Source organism: Texas Phoenix palm phytoplasma (assembly GCF_005774685.2).
GTDB lineage: Bacteria > Bacillota_I > Bacilli_A > Acholeplasmatales > Acholeplasmataceae > Phytoplasma.
The window spans coordinates 1-20841 of record NZ_VBRA02000009.1; the positions used below are offsets into that span (position 1 = coordinate 1).

The 20841-nt window shown below is 25.5% G+C and carries 11 protein-coding genes, 2 tRNA genes and 3 rRNA genes; 1 reads left to right on the forward strand and 15 read right to left on the reverse strand.

Annotation, left to right across the window (positions count from 1 at the left end):
• Positions 1-11: 11 nt before the first annotated feature.
• The 12 genes from FEF22_RS01075 to FEF22_RS01130 form a co-directional block, all read right to left on the reverse strand.
• Positions 12-86, reverse strand: a tRNA-Val gene (locus FEF22_RS01075).
• Positions 87-156: 70 nt separating this feature from the next.
• A 5S ribosomal RNA gene (rrf, locus tag FEF22_RS01080) occupies positions 157-271 on the reverse strand.
• A gap of 38 nt (positions 272-309) precedes the next feature.
• Positions 310-3170 (reverse strand): 23S ribosomal RNA (locus FEF22_RS01085).
• 68 nt (positions 3171-3238) lie between these two features.
• A tRNA-Ile gene (locus FEF22_RS01090) sits at positions 3239-3315 on the reverse strand.
• Positions 3316-3424: 109 nt separating this feature from the next.
• Positions 3425-4968: ribosomal RNA gene (locus FEF22_RS01095) — 16S ribosomal RNA — on the reverse strand.
• Together the 16S, 23S and 5S rRNA genes with 2 tRNA genes alongside form the textbook arrangement of a ribosomal RNA operon.
• Positions 4969-5356: 388 nt before the next feature.
• A complete protein-coding gene (gene pth / locus FEF22_RS01100) occupies positions 5357-5938 on the reverse strand; it encodes an aminoacyl-tRNA hydrolase (RefSeq protein ID WP_138107945.1) in 582 nt (193 codons plus the stop codon).
• Between the two features lie 29 nt (positions 5939-5967).
• Positions 5968-8754 (reverse strand): cation-translocating P-type ATPase, encoded by a 2787-nt coding sequence (locus tag FEF22_RS01105; protein WP_138107944.1) that lies wholly within the window; start codon positions 8752-8754, stop codon positions 5968-5970.
• A gap of 120 nt (positions 8755-8874) precedes the next feature.
• The gene (locus tag FEF22_RS01110) at positions 8875-9663 is read right to left on the reverse strand and encodes an alpha/beta fold hydrolase (protein ID WP_138107943.1); all 789 of its coding nucleotides are present in this window, start codon (positions 9661-9663) and stop codon (positions 8875-8877) included.
• Positions 9664-9687: 24 nt separating this feature from the next.
• Entirely contained in the window at positions 9688-12303 is a 2616-nt protein-coding gene (locus tag FEF22_RS01115; protein WP_138107942.1) for a valine--tRNA ligase, read from the reverse strand.
• 120 nt (positions 12304-12423) lie between these two features.
• Positions 12424-13017, reverse strand: coding sequence for a ribosome biogenesis GTP-binding protein YihA/YsxC (gene yihA, locus FEF22_RS01120; RefSeq protein ID WP_308699402.1), 594 nt, complete (start codon positions 13015-13017; stop codon positions 12424-12426).
• A gap of 233 nt (positions 13018-13250) precedes the next feature.
• The gene (locus FEF22_RS01125; RefSeq protein ID WP_210352272.1) at positions 13251-14495 is read right to left on the reverse strand and encodes a hypothetical protein; all 1245 of its coding nucleotides are present in this window, start codon (positions 14493-14495) and stop codon (positions 13251-13253) included.
• Positions 14496-14764: 269 nt separating this feature from the next.
• Positions 14765-16156, reverse strand: coding sequence for a Wadjet anti-phage system protein JetA family protein (locus FEF22_RS01130; protein WP_138107940.1), 1392 nt, complete (start codon positions 16154-16156; stop codon positions 14765-14767).
• Positions 16157-16360: 204 nt separating this feature from the next.
• Between FEF22_RS01130 and FEF22_RS01135 the strand changes: the two genes are divergently transcribed.
• Positions 16361-16984 (forward strand): nitroreductase family protein, encoded by a 624-nt coding sequence (locus FEF22_RS01135; RefSeq protein WP_138107939.1) that lies wholly within the window; start codon positions 16361-16363, stop codon positions 16982-16984.
• 395 nt (positions 16985-17379) lie between these two features.
• Here the strand turns inward: FEF22_RS01135 and FEF22_RS01140 are convergent, their stop codons facing one another.
• The 3 genes from FEF22_RS01140 to rsmI all read right to left on the reverse strand — a co-directional run bounded on the left by FEF22_RS01140 (position 17380) and on the right by rsmI (position 20831).
• Positions 17380-17523: a hypothetical protein gene (locus tag FEF22_RS01140; protein ID WP_210352273.1), complete on the reverse strand. Its 144-nt coding sequence runs from the start codon at positions 17521-17523 to the stop codon at positions 17380-17382.
• An 850-nt stretch (positions 17524-18373) separates the two neighbouring features.
• Positions 18374-19933: a methionine--tRNA ligase gene (gene metG / locus FEF22_RS01145; protein ID WP_138107938.1), complete on the reverse strand. Its 1560-nt coding sequence runs from the start codon at positions 19931-19933 to the stop codon at positions 18374-18376.
• A 49-nt stretch (positions 19934-19982) separates the two neighbouring features.
• Positions 19983-20831 (reverse strand): 16S rRNA (cytidine(1402)-2'-O)-methyltransferase, encoded by an 849-nt coding sequence (gene rsmI, locus FEF22_RS01150; protein ID WP_138107937.1) that lies wholly within the window; start codon positions 20829-20831, stop codon positions 19983-19985.
• Positions 20832-20841 lie beyond the last annotated feature (10 nt).

Sequence of the window (20841 nt, forward strand, 5' to 3'; positions counted from 1 at the left end):
ATATGGATTTGTGGTAGAGGATGAGGGATTTGAACCCCCGACTTTCTGCTTGTAAGGCAGACGCTCTCCCACTGAGCTAATCCTCTGTCTGTAAAAATTCAAAATAAAAAATATAAAAATTTGTAAAAAATAAATAAATTATTTTTTTCAAAGTAAACCTTGGCAAAACTTATTTTCACTTTTATAAATAAAAACTATTTTCAGCGCGTAAGGGCTTAACTTCTGTATTCGGAATGGGAACAGGTGTTTCCCCTTAGCTAAATCACCAAGGTTCTTTCAAAACTAGATAAACAAACGTTTTTTACTCAAAAAATAAAGTCAATGGATCTATTAGTACTAGTCAGCTGAAAATATCACTATTCTTACACTTCTAGCCTATCAACCTGATAGTCTTTCAGGGTTCTCATAGGGAAATCTCATCTTAAGGGAGGCTTCACACTTAGATGCTTTCAGTGTTTATCCCTTCTATACATAGCTACTCAGCTGTGGCTCTGGCGAACCAACTGAAACACCAGAGGTATATCCATCCCGGTCTTCTCATACTAGGGACAGTTCCTTTCAAATTTCCAACGCCCACGACGGATAGAGACCGAACTGTCTCACGACGTTCTGAACCCAGCTCGCGTTCCGCTTTAATGGGCGAACAGCCCAACCCTTGGAACCTTCTCCAGCTCCAGGATGCGATGAGCCGACATCGAGGTGCCAAACCGCTTCGTCGCTGTGAACGCTCGGAAGCGATAAGCCTGTTATCCCCAGGGTAGCTTTTATCCGTTGAGTTACGGCCCTTCCATGCGGTACCGTAAGATCACTAAGTCCGACTTTCGTCCCTGCTCGACTTGTATGTCTCGCAGTCAAGCTCCTTTATGCCTTTACGCTCTCGAAATGATTTCCGACCATTTTGAAGGAACCTTATGAACGCCTCCGTTACTCTTTAGGAGGCGACCGCCCCAGTCAAACTGCCCACCAAACACTGTCCCTCACAATACACTTGTGTAGGTTAGAAGCTAAAAAACCCAAGAGTGGTATCCCAAAGGCGACTCCTTTAAAACTAGCGTTTTAAATTCATAGTCTCCCACTTATTCTGTACATGAGTTTTCCAAATTCAATATTAAGTTGCAGTAAAGCTCCATGGGGTCTTTTCGTCCTGTCGCGGGTAACCGGCATTTTCACCGGTAATTTGATTTCACCGAGACTCTTGTTGAGACAGCGCCCAAATCGTTATGCCTTTCGTGCGGGTCGGAATTTACCCGACAAGGAATTTCGCTACCTTAGGACCGTTATAGTTACGGCCGCCGTTCACTGGGACTTCAATTCAATGCTTTGGTTTCCCGAACATCTCCTTTTAATCTTCCAGCACCGGGCAGGCATCAGCCCCTATACATCACCTCACGGTTTAGCAGAGACCTATGTTTTTGATAAACAGTCGCTTGGGCCTATTATCTGCGGCTTTTACTTTTGAAATAAAAGCTCTCCTTATCCCTAAGTTACGGAGTCATTTTGCCGAGTTCCTTAACAAGAGTTTTCTCGCGCGTCTTAGTATACTCTACCTTCCCACCTGTGTCGGTTTACGGTACAGGTAAAAAAACAATTAACCCTAGAAGCTTTTCTTGAAAGTATGAAATCAGTCACTTTACCTTCAAACCTCATTTTTTGGAATAAGAAAACGGATTTGCCTATTTTCTCAAACTTGGTTCTTCTACCTTAATCCAATAAAAGGCGTGCTTATCCTTCTTTGTCCCTCCATCAGTTGTTTTTTTAGTGCAGGAATTTTAGCCTGCTTGCCATCGACTACGAATTTCTTCCTCATCTTAGGACCTGACTAACCCAGGGAGGACGAACCTGCCCCTGGAAACCTTGGGTTTTCGACGGATAGGATTCTCACCTATCTTTTCGTTACTTACACCGGCATTCTCACTTCTGATCTCTCCACCACTGCTTACGCTATGACTTCACTGAAATCAGAACGCTTCCCCTACCATATAAAATATTTTAATATTTTTATCCGTAGCTTCGGTATAATGTTTTAGCCCCGGTACATTTTCGGTGCAAAGTCATTTGACTAGTGAGCTATTACGCACTCTTTAAAAGATGGCTGCTTCTAAGCCAACTTCCTAGTTGTCTGAACATCTTCACTTCCTTTTCCACTTAACATTAATTTAGGGACCTTAGCTGACGGTCTGGGCTCTTTCCCTTTTGACTATGGACCTTATCACCCATAGTCTGACTGCTGATTTTATTTTAATGACATTCGGAGTTTAATTGAGGTCAGTATCCCGAGGTGGAACCATCACTCATTTAGTGCTCTACCTTCAAAAAAAATTATAATCAACGCTAGCCCTAAAGCTATTTCGGGGAGAACCAGCTATCTCTGAGTTCGATTGGAATTTCACCCCTAGCCACAAGTCATCCAAACACTTTTCAACGTGTCCTGGTTCGGTCCTCCATTTAGTTTTACCTAAACTTCAACCTGCTCATGGCTAGCTCACTTCAGTTTCGGGTCTATGACATACAACTAAACGCTCTATTAAAACTCGCTTTCGCTATGGCTACGTTCCTCAAAACTTAACCTTGCTCTATATCATAACTCGCCGGTTCATTCTGCAAAAGGCAAGCCATCACTCATTAACGAGCTCTGACTAATTGTAGGCATACAGTTTCAGGATCTATTTCACTCCCCTCCCGGGGTTCTTTTCACCTTTCCCTCACGGTACTAGTTCACTATCGGTCACTAAGGAGTATTTAGCCTTAGGAGATGGTCCTCCCATATTCCGACAAGATTTCTCGTGTCTCGCCGTACTTTTTGATACGCTAGATTTTAAATTACCTCTACAGGATTATAACCTTCTTTGATGTTTCTTTCCAAAAACTTCGAGTTTTTTAAAATTTTATAACTAGTAATTCGTATCAGGCTCTTCCGGTTTCGCTCGTCGCTACTACCAGAATCGTTGTTACTTTCTTTTCCTACAGTTACTTAGATATTTCAGTTCACTGCGTTCCCTTTTTTGACTTTAACATCAAAAAAACTATAAGTTTATTATAGTAGGTTTCCCCATTCGGAAATTCATGGATCTTCATTTATTTACAATTACCCATGACGTATCGCCGTTAATTGCGTCCTTCATCGGCTCTTAGTGCCAAGGCATCCACTGTACGCCCTTATTTTCTTCATTATTTTGAGAATTTACGTTGTTTATCTACTTTTCAAAGAACTTTTTTTTGATTTTCAGTTCATTTAGACTGGTGGGCCTAAATGGACTTGAACCACCGACCTCACGCTTATCAGGCGTGTGCTCTAACCAACTGAGCTATAGGCCCTTAAAAAATTAAATACTATAAGAATAATTAATGAAAAAGAAAAACTTATTTTTTTAAATTAATTTAAGTCTTTCAAAACTGAAGATGATGATTTTAAAAATTTCCTTAGAAAGGAGGTGATCCATCCCCACCTTCCGGTAGGGATACCTTGTTACGACTTAACCCCAATCATCGACCCTACCTTAGACGATTCCCTCTGCTTGCGCAGTTAGGCTATCGCTTTCGGGTATTGTCCACTTTCGTGGTTTGACGGGCGGTGTGTACAAACCCCGAGAACGTATTCACCGCGACATGCTGATTCGCGATTACTAGCGATTCCAACTTCATGAAGTCGAGTTGCAGACTTCAATCCGAACTAAGACTATTTTTTTGAGATTTGCCAAAAACTCGCGTTTAAGCTACTCTTTGTAATAGCCATTGTATCACGTTTGTAGCCCAGATCATAAGGGGCATGATGATTTGACGTAATCCCCACCTTCCTCCAATTTTTCATTGGCAGTCTCGCTAAAGTCCCCACCATAACGTGCTGGCAATTAACGACAGGGGTTGCGCTCGTTTTAGAACTTAACCTAACATCTCACGACACGAGCTGACGACAACCATGCACCACCTGTATCCCTGATAACCTCCACTATATTTCTATAGTTTTGCAGAGTATGTCAAGACCTGGTAAGGTTTTTCGTGTATCTTCGAATTAAACAACATGATCCACCGCTTGTGCGGGATCCCGTCAATTCCTTTAAGTTTCATACTTGCGTACGTACTACTCAGGCGGAGTACTTAATGTGTTAACTTCAGTACCGAGTTTAACCCCGACACTTAGTACTCATAGTTTACGGCGTGGACTACCAGGGTATCTAATCCTGTTTGCTCCCCACGCTTTCGTGCATCAGCGTCAGTAAAGACCCAGTAAGCCGCCTACGCCTCTGGTGTTCCTCCATATATTTACACATTTTACCGCTACACATGGAATTCCGCTTACCTCTATCTCACTCTAGTCAAACAGTTTCTCTAGCAGGACAACGTTAAGCGTTGAAATTAAACTAGAGACTTATTAAACCGCCTACGCACCCTTTACGCCCAATAATTCCGGATAACGCTCGCCCCCTATGTATTACCGCGGCTGCTGGCACATAGTTAGCCGGGGCTTATTCATTGAATAACGTCAAGATAGTTTTTCCACTATTGTTTCTTCTTCAATAAAAGAACTTTACATACCGAAGTACTTCGTCGTTCACGCGGCGTTGCTCGGTCAGAGTTTCCTCCATTGCCGAAAATTCCCTACTGCTGCCTCCCGTAGGAGTTTGGGCCGTGTCTCAGTCCCAATGTGGCTGTTCAACCTCTCAGTCCAGCTACACATCATCGTCTTGGTAGGCCATTACCCTACCAACTAACTAATGTGACGCAAGCCCCTCTTTAAGCATACCCTCCGAAGAAGGTCTTTTAAAAATAAAAAGATGCCTTTTTATTTCCTATCCAGCCTTAGCAACTGTTTCCAATTGTTATTCTCGTCTTAAAGGCAGGTTGCTTACGTGTTACTCACCCGTTCGCCACTAAAATCTAAAAGATTTCTCTAAAAGATTTCCGTTCGACTTGCATGTATTAAGCACGCCGCCAGCGTTCATCCTGAGCCAGGATCAAACTCTTAATTTTAATAATAAAGTTTTAAATTAAAATTAAATAATATTTAGTAATTAATTTTAATGAAATACATTTTTTATATGTAATACTTTTGCAAAAAAGTATTTTAAATTTTTTTAATTAAAAAAATCATCTTCAGTTTTCAAAGAATTAAAATTAAGATAAAAAAATTAAAAATAACATACAAATTTCAAAATCAAATTAAAAATAAATTAATTTATTTATTTGTAATTATATAAATAACCAACTATCAAAATATTTCAAATTAAATTGTTAAAAAAAATTTAAACAGCAAAAATAAATAAGCAATTTTAAAACAATTTTTATACTTTTATTATATCATATTGATTAAAATAATCAACGTTTTTTATAAAAAAAATAAAATAAATTTTAAAAAAAATTACTTTATTTTATTCTTATTTAAAACTAAATTAATTATTTTTTCAAAAGAAATTCCTTGAACAAAATTAATTAAAAAATCATAAAATAAAGGAAAATTAATTAAAATTTTATTTTTAACATTGTTATCTAAATTTTTTAAAACATATTTTTCTATTGAAACTGAACAATCATATCCTACTCCTATTTTTAACCTTTTAAATTCATTAGTTTTCAAATTATCAATAATATTTTTTATTCCGTTATGTCCTCCGTGTCCCCCTTTTTTTTTAAATTTAAAAGAACCAGGATTTAAATAAATATCATCGCTTATAATTAAAATATCCTTTGTCTTTATTTTATAATTTTGCATAACTTTATAAATAGAATTTCCAGATAAATTCATATAACTTTCAGGTTTTACTAATAAAAATTTTTTTTCTTGAATTTGAATACAATAAATTAAACTAGAAAATTTTTTTTTAAAAAAACAAATATTTTCTTGAAATTTTTCTAAAAAATAATTAACTAACATAAAACCTATATTATGAGGAGTTGATTCAAATTCAACTCCGGGATTACCTAAACCACAAATCATTTTCATTTTTCTTTTTCTTCTTTTTTCCTTTAGTACTATTCTTTATTATTTATTTTATTTTTTGAAAAAAATTTATAAATAGTGTCAAAAAATAACATAACAAAAATACAACATGATAGAATAATATAATCATTAAATCTAATTTTTTGAGTTCCAAAAAAATTATTTAAAGTATCAAAAGATTGAGAAATTAATACAAATAAAAAAATCTCACAAAAAATACCAAAATATAAAAGTTTATTTTTTTGCTTTATTGTTTGCCAAAAATAAAGTTGATCTGAACGACAAGCAAAAACATTTCCAATTTGAGAAAAAATAACAGAACCAAAAGCCATCGTAGATGCTAATTTAAATTCTGCCATATGAGACATTTGTTTAAAAGGGATTTCTTGTTGATATAATTTTAAACCTCCAAAATACAAGAAAAAAACCAAAGTTGTTATGCCCTCTACCATGCCTAAAAAACCATAACTTCTTTTCAATAATTGAAAATCTAGCAAATGATCTTTTTCTGTTATAGGTTTTTTATTTAACAAATTAATTTTAGGTTTTTCAGCACCTAAAGCAATAGCTGGAATTAAATCTGTTATTAAATCAATAGCTAAAATTTGCATAACAGTCAAATAAAGAGGAACACGGAAAAAAGCCATAAAAATAATAGGGAAAATTTGAGGAATATTAGAACAAAAAACATAAGTCATAAATTTCTTAACATTATCATAAATTCCTCTAGCTTCTAAAACAGCTTTTGGAATAGTAGAAAAATTATCATCTAATAAAATCATATCAGCAGCATTATGTGCTACATCTTTACCAGATTTTCCCATAGCAATACCAATATGAGCAGCTTTCATAGCTAAAATATCATTAACTCCATCTCCTATTACGCCAACTACTTCTTTGTTAGAACGATAAGCTTCTACAATCTTCAATTTATGTTTTGGAGTTGTTCTAGAAAAAAATATAGGTTTTTTAGTTTTTAATATTTTTTTTAATTCTTCAAAAGACATTTTATCTAGTGTTATTCCATCTATATTAAGATAATCATCTTTAATTATACCTACTTGTTTACCAATAGAAATAGCTGTAGGTCCATAATCACCAGTAATAACAGTAATTTTTAAACCAGCATTTAGTAATTTTTTAACTGCATCACGAACTTCTATTTTAGGAGGATCATAATTGACAGCAAAACCTAAAAATACCATATCCTCTTCTTTAAAATCTTTTTGTTCTATTTTTTTATAAGCAATTGCTAAAATACGATATCCTTGTTTGGATAATTCTTCATTTTTAAAAGAAAAAATTTCTTTTTCTTTTTTAGAAAAATTAGTAACCTTTCCATCCTTGTATTGAGCATTACATTTTTCTAAAAGAACATTTGGAGCACCTTTAACAAATAAATATTTACTTCCGATATCATAATTTTTTTGAGATATATTATTAACCAAAACACTCATTTTTTTAGTTTCAGAAGAAAAAGGATTTATTTTTTCCGTTACAAAACTATTACGAATTTTGTTAATATCTAATCCATATTTAAAAGAAGCAATTAATAATGAACCTTCTGTAGGATTTCCAACTATTTTAAAATATTTTTTATTTTTCAAATCATCAATTAAATTTGCTTCAGAACACATTACAGCCGCAATAAAAATTTTATTAATAATTTTATTACACTTTATATTATTAAAATTTAAAATTTTTCCTTCTTTCTGAAAACCATTTCCAGTAATTTTAATCATACCATTAGGAAATATTATTTTATTACAAGTCAATTGGTTTTTAGTTAAAGTCCCTGTTTTGTCTGTGCAAATAACTGTTGCAGAATTTAATGTTTCTACGGAAAATAATTGTTTAATTAAAGCTTTATGTTTAGCCATTCTTTGAGAACCTATAGCTAAACTTAAATTAATAGTAGGCAATAATCCTTCAGGAATATTAGCAACTAACATACCTAAAGCTACAACTACAGAAGGTATTAAAATTTTGTTCCAAGAAACTTCTGAATCATAAAAACGCCACAAACAAATAAAAAAAACAATTGAAGATAAAATAATAGCAATACAACTAATTATTTTAATTACTTTATGTATTTCTTTTTCAAGAGTATTAATTCCCTTATTTATATTTTGAGACAAATTCGAAACTTCACCAATTTGTGTATTTTTTCCAATATCGTAAACAATAGCTTTAGCACTGCCTTGTGATACTGTTGTACCAGCATATACCAAATTAGATATTTCTGAAATAACTTTTGTTTTCTTATTATTAGGAATAACATTTCTATTTAAAGGTATAGTTTCTCCAGTTAAAATAGAATTATCAACAAAAAAATTATTCGCTTCTATTAAAACTGCATCAGCAGGTATAGTAACCCCTACTTCTAAAAATATCAAATCTCCTATTGTTAAATCAGTAACATCTATAATTTTTATTTCGCCATCTCTATAAACCTGAATTTTTTTAGGTATCATTTCACTTAAAGAAGATAAAATTTTATCTGCTTTATGTTCTTGAAAAAAAGAAAAAATACCATTAACAATAACTACTGAAATGATAGATATAGATACAGCATTTTCTTCAATTAAGAAGGCTAAAAAACCCGATACCCATAACAAAATAGCAAACAAAGAAGTAAATTGTTTAATAAATTTTTTTATAAAAGAAAAATTTCTACTTTTTTTAATAATATTAAAACCATATAAAATTTGTCTTTTTTTAACTTCTTCTGTTTTTAATCCTTCAAAACTAGTATTAAAATATTTAAATATTTTTTCTTTAGAAAAACTACTAATTTCAAAAATATCTTTTTTTTTCATTTTCTTATATTCCTCTTGTTAAAAAATTAAAAAAAATAATTTAATTAAAATAAAAAATTAAAATAATAATAATATACATAATTATCATAATTATGATTATATATAAAAAATTAAAAAATTCTAAATTCTAAATTCTAACCAATTTAATATATCATTAAAAACAATTTTATATTCGATATTATGTATTAAATTATGTTGACTTTCTTGATATAATTTTAATTTTTTATCTTTAGAAAAAATTTTTTCATATATAAATTTACCATCCAAAAATGAAACAACACTATCTTTATAACTGTACAAAAATAAAACAGGAGTTAAATAAGAAAAAAAATTTTTATTTAGATATTCTAAACTCAAAAATAATATATTTCTTAATAATCTATAAGTAACAAAATTTAATCTATAAGGATAATATTCTTGAAAAAATAAATTATTACTAATATTATCATAAAATTTCAGTTTTTTCTTTTGTTTAAAATTAATTAAATATAAAGGATATTTTAAATAAATATAATATTTACAATGATTAGGAATTCTTGTTAAAGCAGCACTAACAATAGCTCCATCAACATTACCATATTTTACTAAATAATTATTAACAATAATGCCGCCCATACTATGTCCTAATAAAAAAATTTTTAATTTATTTTTTTGCCGAACAAAATCTACAATACATTTTAAATCATCTAAAAAATTATAAAAATGTTTTATATCTCCTTGTTTTCCTCCGCTTTTTCCATGTCCCCTAATATCATATATTATTACATTATAAGAATAATGATTTAAAAAATTAGATAAATGAATATATTCTTGCGAACTTTCCCCTAAACCATGTAAAATTACTACATTAGCTTTTGGAATTTTAACATTTTTAAATTTAATATAACAAAAATTTTCATTTATAATCATAGAATTATTATATAAAATAATTTATTATTCTTCATCAACATTTGTAATATTTTTAACTAAATTATTATATTGCTCTAAATATTTTCTATATTTTTCTTTTTCTTCTTGTATTTTTTCGCTACTCGCTTTTTTTAAAAACATTTTATTATTTAAAATATTTTCACTTCTTTTAACTTCGAATAAAATATTTTTTTTTCTTTCTAAAAAATTATTTTTCATTTGACCTTTATTTAAATTCAAAAAAATTTGTTTTTCTATAAAAAGAGAAAAATAGTCTTCAGTAAATAAACAAAAATATTTATTATTATCTTTTATATTTTCAACTAATTCAATTTCAGAAGCTTTTAAAAATTTTTTCAAAGAATTTATTAAAATTTCCAATTTATTAATTTGTAATTTAGGAGCTTCAATATATAATTTAAATATTTGTTTAGATGACAAATTATAACTTTGTCTAAAATGTCTCATTTGAATAATTATTTTTTTTAAACAATTAAATTCTTTTAAAGATTCTTGATCATTATAATCTATTTTTGGCCATTGAGAATGTAAAATAGATTTTTGAGTTAAACTTTCATAAATAAAATCTGTAACAAAAGGAATAAAAGGATGTAACAATTTTAATATATTTTCTAAAACATATAATAAAAATTTATGAGTATTTATATTATTATTTTGTTTTTCTTTTAAAGAAAATTTTAAAAATTCCAAAACCCAATTAGAAAAATCTTCCCAAATAAAATGATACAATTCAGTACCTATAGTATTAAATTCATAATACTCATATAAAAGATTATGTTTTTTAATTAATTGAAATAATTGAGTTAATAAAGCTTTTTCAGGTAATAATAAAAATTCTTTTTTAAAATCAGTCTTATTCGTAAGAATATTATTTTTAATCAAAACACTAATATTCCAAATTTTATTAATAAAATTCCAACTATTTTTGACTTTATTTTCATCAAAATACAAATCAGAACCCATAGAAGAATTAGTTGATAAAAACCATCTTAAAGAATCTGTTCCATATTTATTAATTATGTGAATAGGATCTATACCATTACCTTTAGATTTAGACATTTTTTGTCCTTTAATATCTCTAACTAAACCATGTAAACAAACATCTTTGAAAGGTATTTGTTTAGTTAAATACATACTTTGTAAAACCATTTTCGAAACCCAAAAAGTTAAAATATCATAACCAGTCACTAGAACATCTAAAGGAAAACGATTTTTAAATAAAGAAAATTCATTAACATCATTATTCCAACCTAAAACACTTAAGGGCCATAATGAAGAAGAAAACCAAGTATCTAATACATCTAATTCTTTAATAAATCCATTTCCTGGATCTTCAGACTGTATTTTAATTTCATTATTTTTATACCAAGCGGGAATAGGATGTCCCCACCATAATTGACGTGAAATACACCAATCTTCAAAATTACTTAACCAATTATTAAAAATATTAAGAAATCTTTTAGGAAAAAAATTAATTTTATGTTTTTTTAAACAAAATAAAGCTAATTTTTTTGTTTTTAAAAACCATTGAAAAGATAATCTAGGTTCTATCATTGAACCAGAAATAGTAGAAAACCCTACAGAATGTTTATAATCTTCTATTTTTGTAACAAAATTTTTAAAATTTAATTCTTCAATTAACTTTTCTCTACATTCTAAAATTTTTAAATTTTTATATTGAAGTGCATTATCATTCATTGTTCCATTTTTATTAATACAACTAACATTTTTTAAATTATTTTTTTTCCCTACTTTAAAATCATTTTCATCATGAGCAGGAGTAACTTTTACAACTCCAGTACCAAAATTAATATCAACTGAATTATCAATAATAAGAGGTATTTCTATTTTTGTATTAGGAATAAAAAATTTTTTTCCAACTAAATTTTGATATCTTTTATCTAAAGGATTAATCATTAAAGCCTGATCTGCAAAAATAGTTTCGGGCCTTGTAGTAGCAACTTCTAAAAAAAAATTTTTATCTATTGTTTCTTTTATTTCATTTTGTGAAATAAAATATTTTAAATAAAACAATTTTCCATTAATTTCTTTATAAGAAACTTCAACATTAGATAAAGTAGTTTGTAATTCAGAATCCCAATTAATAATTTTATAATCACGATAAATAAAATTATCTTTGTACAATTTTATAAAAACTTTTTCAACAACTTCACATAATTCTTTATCTAAAGTAAATTTTTCATTTTTATAATCTAAAGATAATCCTAAAGAAGACCATTGAAAACGAATATTTTCAGCATATTTTTTCTTCCATAAGTTAGCATATTTTAAAAAAATTTCCTTAGTTAAATTATTTTCAGAAAATCCTTCTTTTTTTAATTTTTGTTTAATTTTCCTTTGAGTAGCTATTCCAGCATGATCCATGCCAGGCAAAAAAAGAACATTAAATCCTAACATTTTTTTTCTTCTTATAAGAATATCTTGCAAAATATTATTCCAAGCATGACCCAAATGTAATTTACCAGTAATATTTGGAGGAGGAATAACAATAGTAAAATTTGGTTTGTTAATATTTTTTTCAGTTTCAAAATAATTTCTTTCTAACCAAATTTTATATCTTCCTTTTTCTATATTTAGAAAATCATATTTATTTTTCATTTTATTTCAATAATCCTCTAGTTCACAAAATGTAAACAAAAATAATAAATTTCAAAAAATTATTTATGTTGAAAAAAAATTTTATTTTTAAATTAAATTTTTTAAAAAAATATTTATAACTTATGTCGTTATTCTATCAAAAATTAATCTAATAATTTCATTTAAACCTTCTTTTGTTTTACACGAAAATAAATACATAGGAACATCCGTAAGATATAAATCAAAAAATATCTTTTTAATTTCTTTAAATCTATAAAATACTTTATTTTTAAGAACTTTATCTTTTTTATTTAAAATTAAAATAATAAAAAAATTAAATTCTTTTAACAATTTATATATCTTTAAATCTAATTGAGTAGGACCAACTTTAAAATCTATTATTTGAAAAACGATTTTAATATAAAAATTATTTTGAATAAAATTATTCAAAATATTAATCATATTATTTATATTTTTTTTACTTTTTTTTATATATCCATAACCAGGAGCATCTACAAGATAAAAACAATCATTTATCAAAAAATAATTCAAATACATAGTTTTTCCAGGTTTTTTAGAAACAAAAGATATTTTTTTTTTATTAGTTAAAACATTAATAAAAGAACTTTTACCAACATTACTTCTACCAATTAAAAAAATTTCTTTTAAAAAAGGTATAGGACGATTTTTCAAATTATCAATACTTTTGACAAAAATACATTTATTAATAATCACTTAATTTAATTCCTTTACCTATTAATTAATTTTTTTAAAATAAAATTTTAATAAAATTAAAAACTAAAAATAAAAACAATATTTAAAATTTAATTTATTTAAATATTACTAAATATTATGATTAATCTTTTTTTTAAAAAAATTAATTAATTTATTTAAAAAAAGTAAATAAATTTTATTTAAATTTTAATACTAGTAAAAAACTTTTTTATTTTTTATTTAAAATTTTTATATTAAGAATAAATAACATTAGAAGTTTCTGGCATAACATTTACAATACCAGTTATCAAATTATTACCGTTAGAATTTAAAATATTACTATTAGCATTTATAACATTATCTTTTGTATTATCATAATGTATATAAACTTCATTTGGATGTGGAGCAGAAGAATTAGGATAATTTTTATCATAATTATTAAAAATATTATCTTTTTTTGAAGATATTTTATGTTTTGAAGAATTATCATCTTTTTTATTGTTTGCAACCAAACCAACTTTATCTAAAGATGGCGCAGTAACAGAAGAAGTATTAGGTTTCGTCTTTTCATCATTATTATCAACAATATTATCTTTTGTTTCTAAAGATAATTTATTTTCTGAAAAATTATCATCTTTTTTATTGTTTGCAACCAAACCAACTTTATCTAAAGATGGTGCAGCAGCAGAAGAAGTATTAGGTTTCGTCTTTTCATCATTATTATCAACAATATTATCTTTTGTTTCTAAAGATAATTTATTTTCTGAAAAATTATCATCTTTTTTATTGTTTGCAACCAAACCAACTTTATCTAAAGATGGCGCAGTAGCAAAAAAAGTATTAGGTTTCGTATTTTCATCATTATTATCAACAATAATATTATCTTTTGTTTCTGAAGATAGTTTATTTTCTGTAAATTTATAATCTTTTTTATTATTAACAGCAAAACCAACTGTACCTGGTAGCATTTGTTGAGGCGAAGAAACATCAGGATAAATTTTACCATTATTATTAAAAATATTATCTTTTTCCAAAGATGCTTTATTTTCTATAATTTTATAATCTTTTGGATCTTTTCCAGAAAAATCCATAAAATTATAATTATGATATTTTTCAAAACCAATATGTCCTATATTGTTATACATTTCATTACCTATATATAAAGGTGATGTTTTAAGATTTGAAAGATTTTCAAGTTCAGGAATTTTAAATTCTTTTTTTTTCGATTTTGAATTATCATCCAATTGATGTTTTTCTTGCATTAAATTAGGTAAAAAATTTTCATTTGTAGAATTTAATTTGATTTTATTATCAACAGGAAAATATTCTTTATTAAGTTCTTCATTAACTTTTTCTTCTTTTTTTATTTTTTCAGTTAAAGAATCATCAAAATCATCTATTTTTTTATTTGTACTTTTTTTATAATAAATTTCCTCATAAAAAGAATCATCTTTGTTTTCAACATTATCTAATTGTATCTTTATTTTGTATTTTAACAAAAAAAACAAAAAAAATATAATAATAAAAGAGCAAAAAATAGATATTTTAAAATAATATTTTTTATATTTATTTTCAGTTTGCATTATTTTACAGAAAAAAATCTTCCTCTCTATACATTATTTTACATCATCAATAATATATATGAGGAAAAATATATAAAAATTTTTTATATAATTTAATTTTATATAAAAAGTATTATTTTATAAATTGAATTATTCACACAAAATAATAAAAAAATATTAATAATAATTTTTTTAATATAAATTTATTATTTATTTTTTAACTTTAAAAAAATTAAAAAATTAGAAAAAGTAACATTATTGCAAGTAACTCTTTTATTTAAAGTTTTAATTTGATAAATATTCTTGTTTTTAAAAACAGAACCAGAAAAAAGATAAATCAAAATCAGCCTAGATATGTCTTTATCATTTTTTAAAGACATTTCAGAAGCTTTGACAGGATTTTTAGAATTCAGAATATTTTTAACAAATAAATTAATGTTTTTTTTATCATAAAAATAATCTCTTTCTAAAAATATTTTTTTCTTTTTGTTCAAATTATTTTTAATTTCTATAGAAAATAAATCTAATGAAGAAACCATTAAATTAGATTTTTGCGCTCTAGGTTTATATAAAGAAAATTTATCTAAATTTTTAATTTCACAAAGATTTAAAAAATCATTATTAATTTGTTCCCCTCGAAGAAGAAGTTTAATAGCATCGTACAAAATATATTTATTACTATTTTTTTTATTTTCAAAAAATAAAATTTTTTCACAAGCAATTTGCAAATATTGTTCATTTTTTTGATCTATTACAACCATAATTTGATCTATCAATTGCAAATTATCTTTTATATTTCTAAATTCATTTATTACATTTTCATAAGATTCTTCTTCAGAAACATTATTTATTATTTTAAATTGTTTTGTAAGTAATTTTATATATTCAGGTTCATTATCTATTTGTTGTAAAAAAAAATTAATTTTCCTACGATATTTAAAAAAATTGTCAGTAGTTTTCAACAAATAATAAGAAGAATCAAAAAAATTTTTTTTATAATCTAACAATAATTGCTCTAATACATTCTGAACATTATTATGAAAATTAGTATTTATTAATTGATGATAAAAACGATAAATATTAGCTTTCAAAACTTTTAATTTTATCAAAAGACTTTGAGTTTTTAAAGAAGATTCTTTAAAAGTAACATAATTTTTTTCAGATAAAAACAACTTTAAAAGAGAATAAATACTATAAATATTGCCAATAGATTCTGGTTTAATCTTATTAAGAATTTTCTTTAAAAAATAAATCATTTCCAAACTATAATCAAAAAAATTCAAATTAACAACATAATGATTAATTCTTTCTTCAGCCAACCAACCATTTTTTTTTAAATTATTTATCACTTTAAAAGCTTTTTGACGATTATCACTCAATATTTCTATTTTTTTTTCTTCTTCTTCTAAAAAAATTTTTGTTTTATCATTAAAATATTTTTCTAAAACATCCACTGCTAAAATCTTTTTAATATTTAATTCTTTATCTTCATTAGCTAATGATTCTAAAATCAAAAGACAATCTATATAAATATCTTTATTAGGAGAAGCAAACAATTGAAAAAAATTTGAAGGAATAATTTTAAATAATCTTGACATAATTTATTTTCTTTTTTTATCATTTTTTTAATTTTTATTATTTTATTGCTAATAATAATAATAAAATAATAATATGCAACAAAAATTTATCTTTCGATAATATTTTTGTAAAAAAATTTATTTTTTTTATAAAAAATAAAAAATATTGAATTATAAAATTTAAATAGCAAAAAATTAATTTTGAAAATATTAAGGAATACAAAAATGAAAATCGAAACAGTTAGATCATTTCAAAAAAATCATAAAATTCCTAAAAAAATTTGGGATAAAATTTTCGAAGAAATTCGTTTTACGCCTTCTTCTTTTGATTTACAACCATGGAGATTTTTTATAATAGAAAGTCAAGAAAAAAAAAATAAATTAAAAAAAATTTTAATAGGTAATAAAAAACAATTAGAAACAAGTTCAGCTATAATTTTACTTTGTTGTTACTTAAAAAAAATTGAATTAAGCAAATATATTTACCAAAAAAAATTCTTAAATAATCAAATAAATCAAAAAGAAAAAGAAATGATATTGGAAAATATTAAAAATCATTATAACAAAATTAATGAAAAAAGATTACAAAATGAAACATCTTTTGAAGGAGGTTTAATTTCTTTGCATTTTGCATTGGTTGCGCAAAAATTAAAATATAATATATGTTTTATGGGAGGTTGTGATTTTGAAAAAATTTACAAATATCTTTCTATTTCAAAAGATTATCTACCATTAATACTAATTGCAATAGGAAAAAAAGAACAAAATATTGATAAAAAATTAAAAAAAAATCACAAAGAAAAATCTATTTTTAAATTAAAACAAAAAGATTTCGTTAATTTTATATAAAAAAATATTATAAATTAAAAAAATTTCTAACAACAGATATTTTATTTTAAAAAAATAAAATATCTTTTTTTTATATTATTATTATATTAAAAAAAATGATTAAATAAAAAATTTGTATCAAAAAAATAAAAATATAAAATTATTTTTTTAAAATATATTTAATTATTTTTTTTAATTAATAAATAAAAAAATATTTTTTTGGTGGAGATGAGGGGAGTCGAACCCCTGTACAAAGCTAATTTTATTTTAATCTTTCTACATATTTATTTTGTTTTTTTCAAAAACAAACAAAATTTTTTTTAAAATATAAAAATTTATTTTTTTATTAAAAAAATAATTTAAAATTAAAAAATTTAGTTTTAAAAAGTATAAATTATATAATTTATATTAATTTTTTAAGCTGTAGCAGTTCCCATCATTGGAGAAACATTAGCATTTAAAAAATTAAAACGATAATTATTTTCATCAACCTTTGGTTGATTTACAATTTTATTTTTGCCAGTTATTATTAACCTCGAAGTTTTTACTTGCTTAACCAATCGAGATAGAATTAGACCGTTTTTCTATATTACTAGATATTAATCTAAGCCCCTCACACCACCGAACAAGCAAATTTCCAAGCATTCGGCGGTTAAACAAGTTTTTTTTAAAAACTTGTTTTTCCTCTTTCGCCTTGTAAAGGTTGTTACCCTTTTCCTTGGTGAGTCAGTTCACTTCTTTATTCCAAAAGAAGCTTTGAATTGCTCACGACTACTATGATTCTGCTTTTTCCTTGCTTCCACAAACTATTCTGTGTTTTTCTTTAAAGAATATTTTTCTCTAAGATAAGTTTAGGAAGATCGAAGTTACTCTAATTATCTACGTAACTCATTTAGGTATGCAAACCTTTATAATTATTATTCAATCTATATAACATTGAAAAATAAGTTAATTCACATAAAGGTAGGTTCAAAGTTAGGTTTAATAATAAAACCCTATGATGTTTTTCTTAAAAACATTGATAATTTAGATATCCATATCTTATTTTAAATATCTAATAACTTTGATAAACAGTTACAATTCATTTCTGTTCAGTATATAGTATTTACACCCTTTATTGCATTTAGCCTTCTTTCATAAAGGTTATCCTTGTGAGTCATTTTCTTCTTGCGTAATCTTATTGGATATGAATTTCTCCTCAACCCGCTTTTATTCTTTGCTGTAACTTTTGATTCTTTAGTTTCAAAAGCCAAGAATACGAAGGAACACATTATCATTATGTTCATGATGCGTTAAATCACTAATAATTAGGTATCATTTCGCGCACAGACATGCTAAAAAAAACTACTTTTAGCTTTGGCAACACCAAATTACATCCCCAATTAATATTTTAATATAAAAACATAAAAATTAATTAAAAAAATTTTTTTTTTCAAAACGAGGAAATAATTTATTTTCTTTTTTTAATTTTTTATTTTTCGTTAATCCAAAAAAATTTAAACTTTCAAAACTATCTTTTTCAGCTTTAATTTGTTTTAAAATAATTTCAGCAGTATCAGGTAAAAAAGGTTTTAATAAAACACCTATAAATCTTATCGTTTCTATCAAATTATATAAACAAAAATCCAAATCTTCTAATTTATTTTCTTTAATTAAATTCCAAGGTTGATTTAAATCAATATATTTATTACACAATCTACATAATTGCATAATTTTTTCTAAGGATTCACCAACTTTAAACTCTTTCATCAATTTTTTAATAATAGGTAAAGTTTCTAAAGATTTTTGTGATAAATTAATTTCACATTCTTTTTTAAAATTAGAAATTTTTTTTACTTTTCCATCACGATATTTAGAAATAAGTCCTATAGTTCTACTTAATAAATTTCCTAATGTATTTACTAAATCAGAATTATAAACTTGAGAAAAAATATCATAAGTTATTATTCCATCATCATTATAAGGAATTTCATGTAAAACAAAATATCTAATAGAATCTACTGAAAAAAATTTTAATAAATCTTTTTCATAAATAACATTATTAATAGATTTAGACATTTTTTTATTATTAAATAAAATCCAAGGATGAATTAAAAAATGTTTAGGCAAAGGTAATTCCAAAGCAATCAACAAAATAGGCCAAATCACAAGATGGAATCTACTAATATCTTTTCCTATAACATGAAGATCGCAAGGCCAGTATTTTAAAAATTTTTTACTTTGTTCTTCTTTTTTTTTAGTAGGATCGTATCTTAAACCAGTAATATAATTCATCAAAGCATCTACCCATACATAAACTACATGTTTAGGATCAAAATCCAATTCAACTCCCCATTTAAAAGAAGTACGGGTGATAGATAAATCTGGCAAAGGTTCTTTTAACCAATTTAAAATTTCTTTTTTTCTTTTTTCAGGAAAAATTAAATTATCATTTTTTTCTAAAAAAATTAAAAACTTTTTTTGATACTTAGATAATTTAAAAAAATAAACCTCTTCTTTTGCCCAAATAGGAGTTTCGCCAGAAGCAGTTTTGCCTTCTATCAAATCTTTTTCAGAAATATAACTTTCTTCAAAAACAGAATACCATCCTTCATAATTTCCTAAATAAACATCTTTTTGTTCAAAAAATTTTTTTACAATTTTTTGAACAATATTCTTATGAAAAGAATCTGTTGTTCTTGCGAAATAATCATATTTAATATTCATTTTCTTGTAAATTTTTTCAATTTCAAAAGAAAAAAAATCAACATATTCTTTAGGTGTAAAATTTTTTTGAATAGCTTTTTGTTCTATTTTTTGACCATGTTCATCTGTACCAGTTTGAAAATAAACATCATAACCATCCATTCTTTTAAAACGAGCTATTACATCTGATAAAATAATTTCATATAAATTACCAATATGAGGCCTAGAAGAAGCATAAACAATAGAAGTAGAAATATAAAATTTTTTTTTATCTTTTTTATTCAAAATACAATTTTAACCTCTTTTTGCTTTTATAAATTTATTTTTTTATTAATCATTTATTTAAAATTTTATATTTTTTATAAATTTCTTTTTTAGGAATTTTTCTATATTTTGCAACTTTAGTAAAAGATTCTTTTTCAGAAAAACCTTGTTTTAAAAAAAAATCAATATGTTCTTCTAAAGATAATTCTAATTCTAAATACGAAGATTTGTTTTTTTCAATAACTAAAACATATTCTCCTTTTAAAATAAAATCTTGTTTTAAAATTTCATCAATATCACCATTTATAATAGTTTCGAACTTTTTAGTTAATTCTCGAGAAATAGAAATATTTCTTTTTTTATAAATTTTTGTTATCAAAAATAAAGTATCTAATAATCTTTTAGAAGTTTCATAAATAATTATGCTTCCTTCAAAAAAACGATATTTTTTCAAAAAAGATTCTTTTTTTTGTTTTTTTTTAGGCAAAAATCCTAAAAAACAAAAAGGTAATTCAAAAGAAGACAAAATAAAAGCAGATAAAAAAGCTGAAGCACCAGGAACAGTAGTAACATGAAAACCAGCTTTTTTAACTTCTTGAACTAAAAACAAACCAGGATCACTTATTAAAGGTGTTCCTGCATCACAAATTAAAGCTAAATCTTTACCTTTTCCTAATAAAAGTAAAATTTCTTTAATACGTTTTTTTTCATTATGTTCATAAAAAGAAATTAAAGGAGTTTTTAAATCGTAAAATTTTAATAATTTTCTAGATATTCTAGTATCTTCAGAAAAAATAACTTCTACTTTTTTCAAAATTTGCAAAGCTCTTAAGCTAATATCAGACATATTACCTATAGGAGTAGAAACTAAATATAAAATAGATTTTTTTTCAGTAAAAGTTTTTTGTATTATAACCATTATAATAATT

What these genes read in the sequence shown, in the direction of transcription:
- FEF22_RS01110 (WP_138107943.1), bottom strand. Translation starts at nt 9,663, where the DNA reads ATGATTATAAATGAAAATTTTTGTTATATTAAATTTAAAAATGTTAAA.
- FEF22_RS01130 (WP_138107940.1), bottom strand. Translation starts at nt 16,156, where the DNA reads ATGTCAAGATTATTTAAAATTATTCCTTCAAATTTTTTTCAATTGTTT.
- FEF22_RS01105 (WP_138107944.1), bottom strand. Translation starts at nt 8,754, where the DNA reads ATGAAAAAAAAAGATATTTTTGAAATTAGTAGTTTTTCTAAAGAAAAA.
- rsmI (WP_138107937.1), bottom strand. Translation starts at nt 20,831, where the DNA reads ATGGTTATAATACAAAAAACTTTTACTGAAAAAAAATCTATTTTATAT.
- pth (WP_138107945.1), bottom strand. Translation starts at nt 5,938, where the DNA reads ATGAAAATGATTTGTGGTTTAGGTAATCCCGGAGTTGAATTTGAATCA.
- FEF22_RS01135 (WP_138107939.1), top strand. Translation starts at nt 16,361, where the DNA reads ATGAAAATCGAAACAGTTAGATCATTTCAAAAAAATCATAAAATTCCT.
- FEF22_RS01115 (WP_138107942.1), bottom strand. Translation starts at nt 12,303, where the DNA reads ATGAAAAATAAATATGATTTTCTAAATATAGAAAAAGGAAGATATAAA.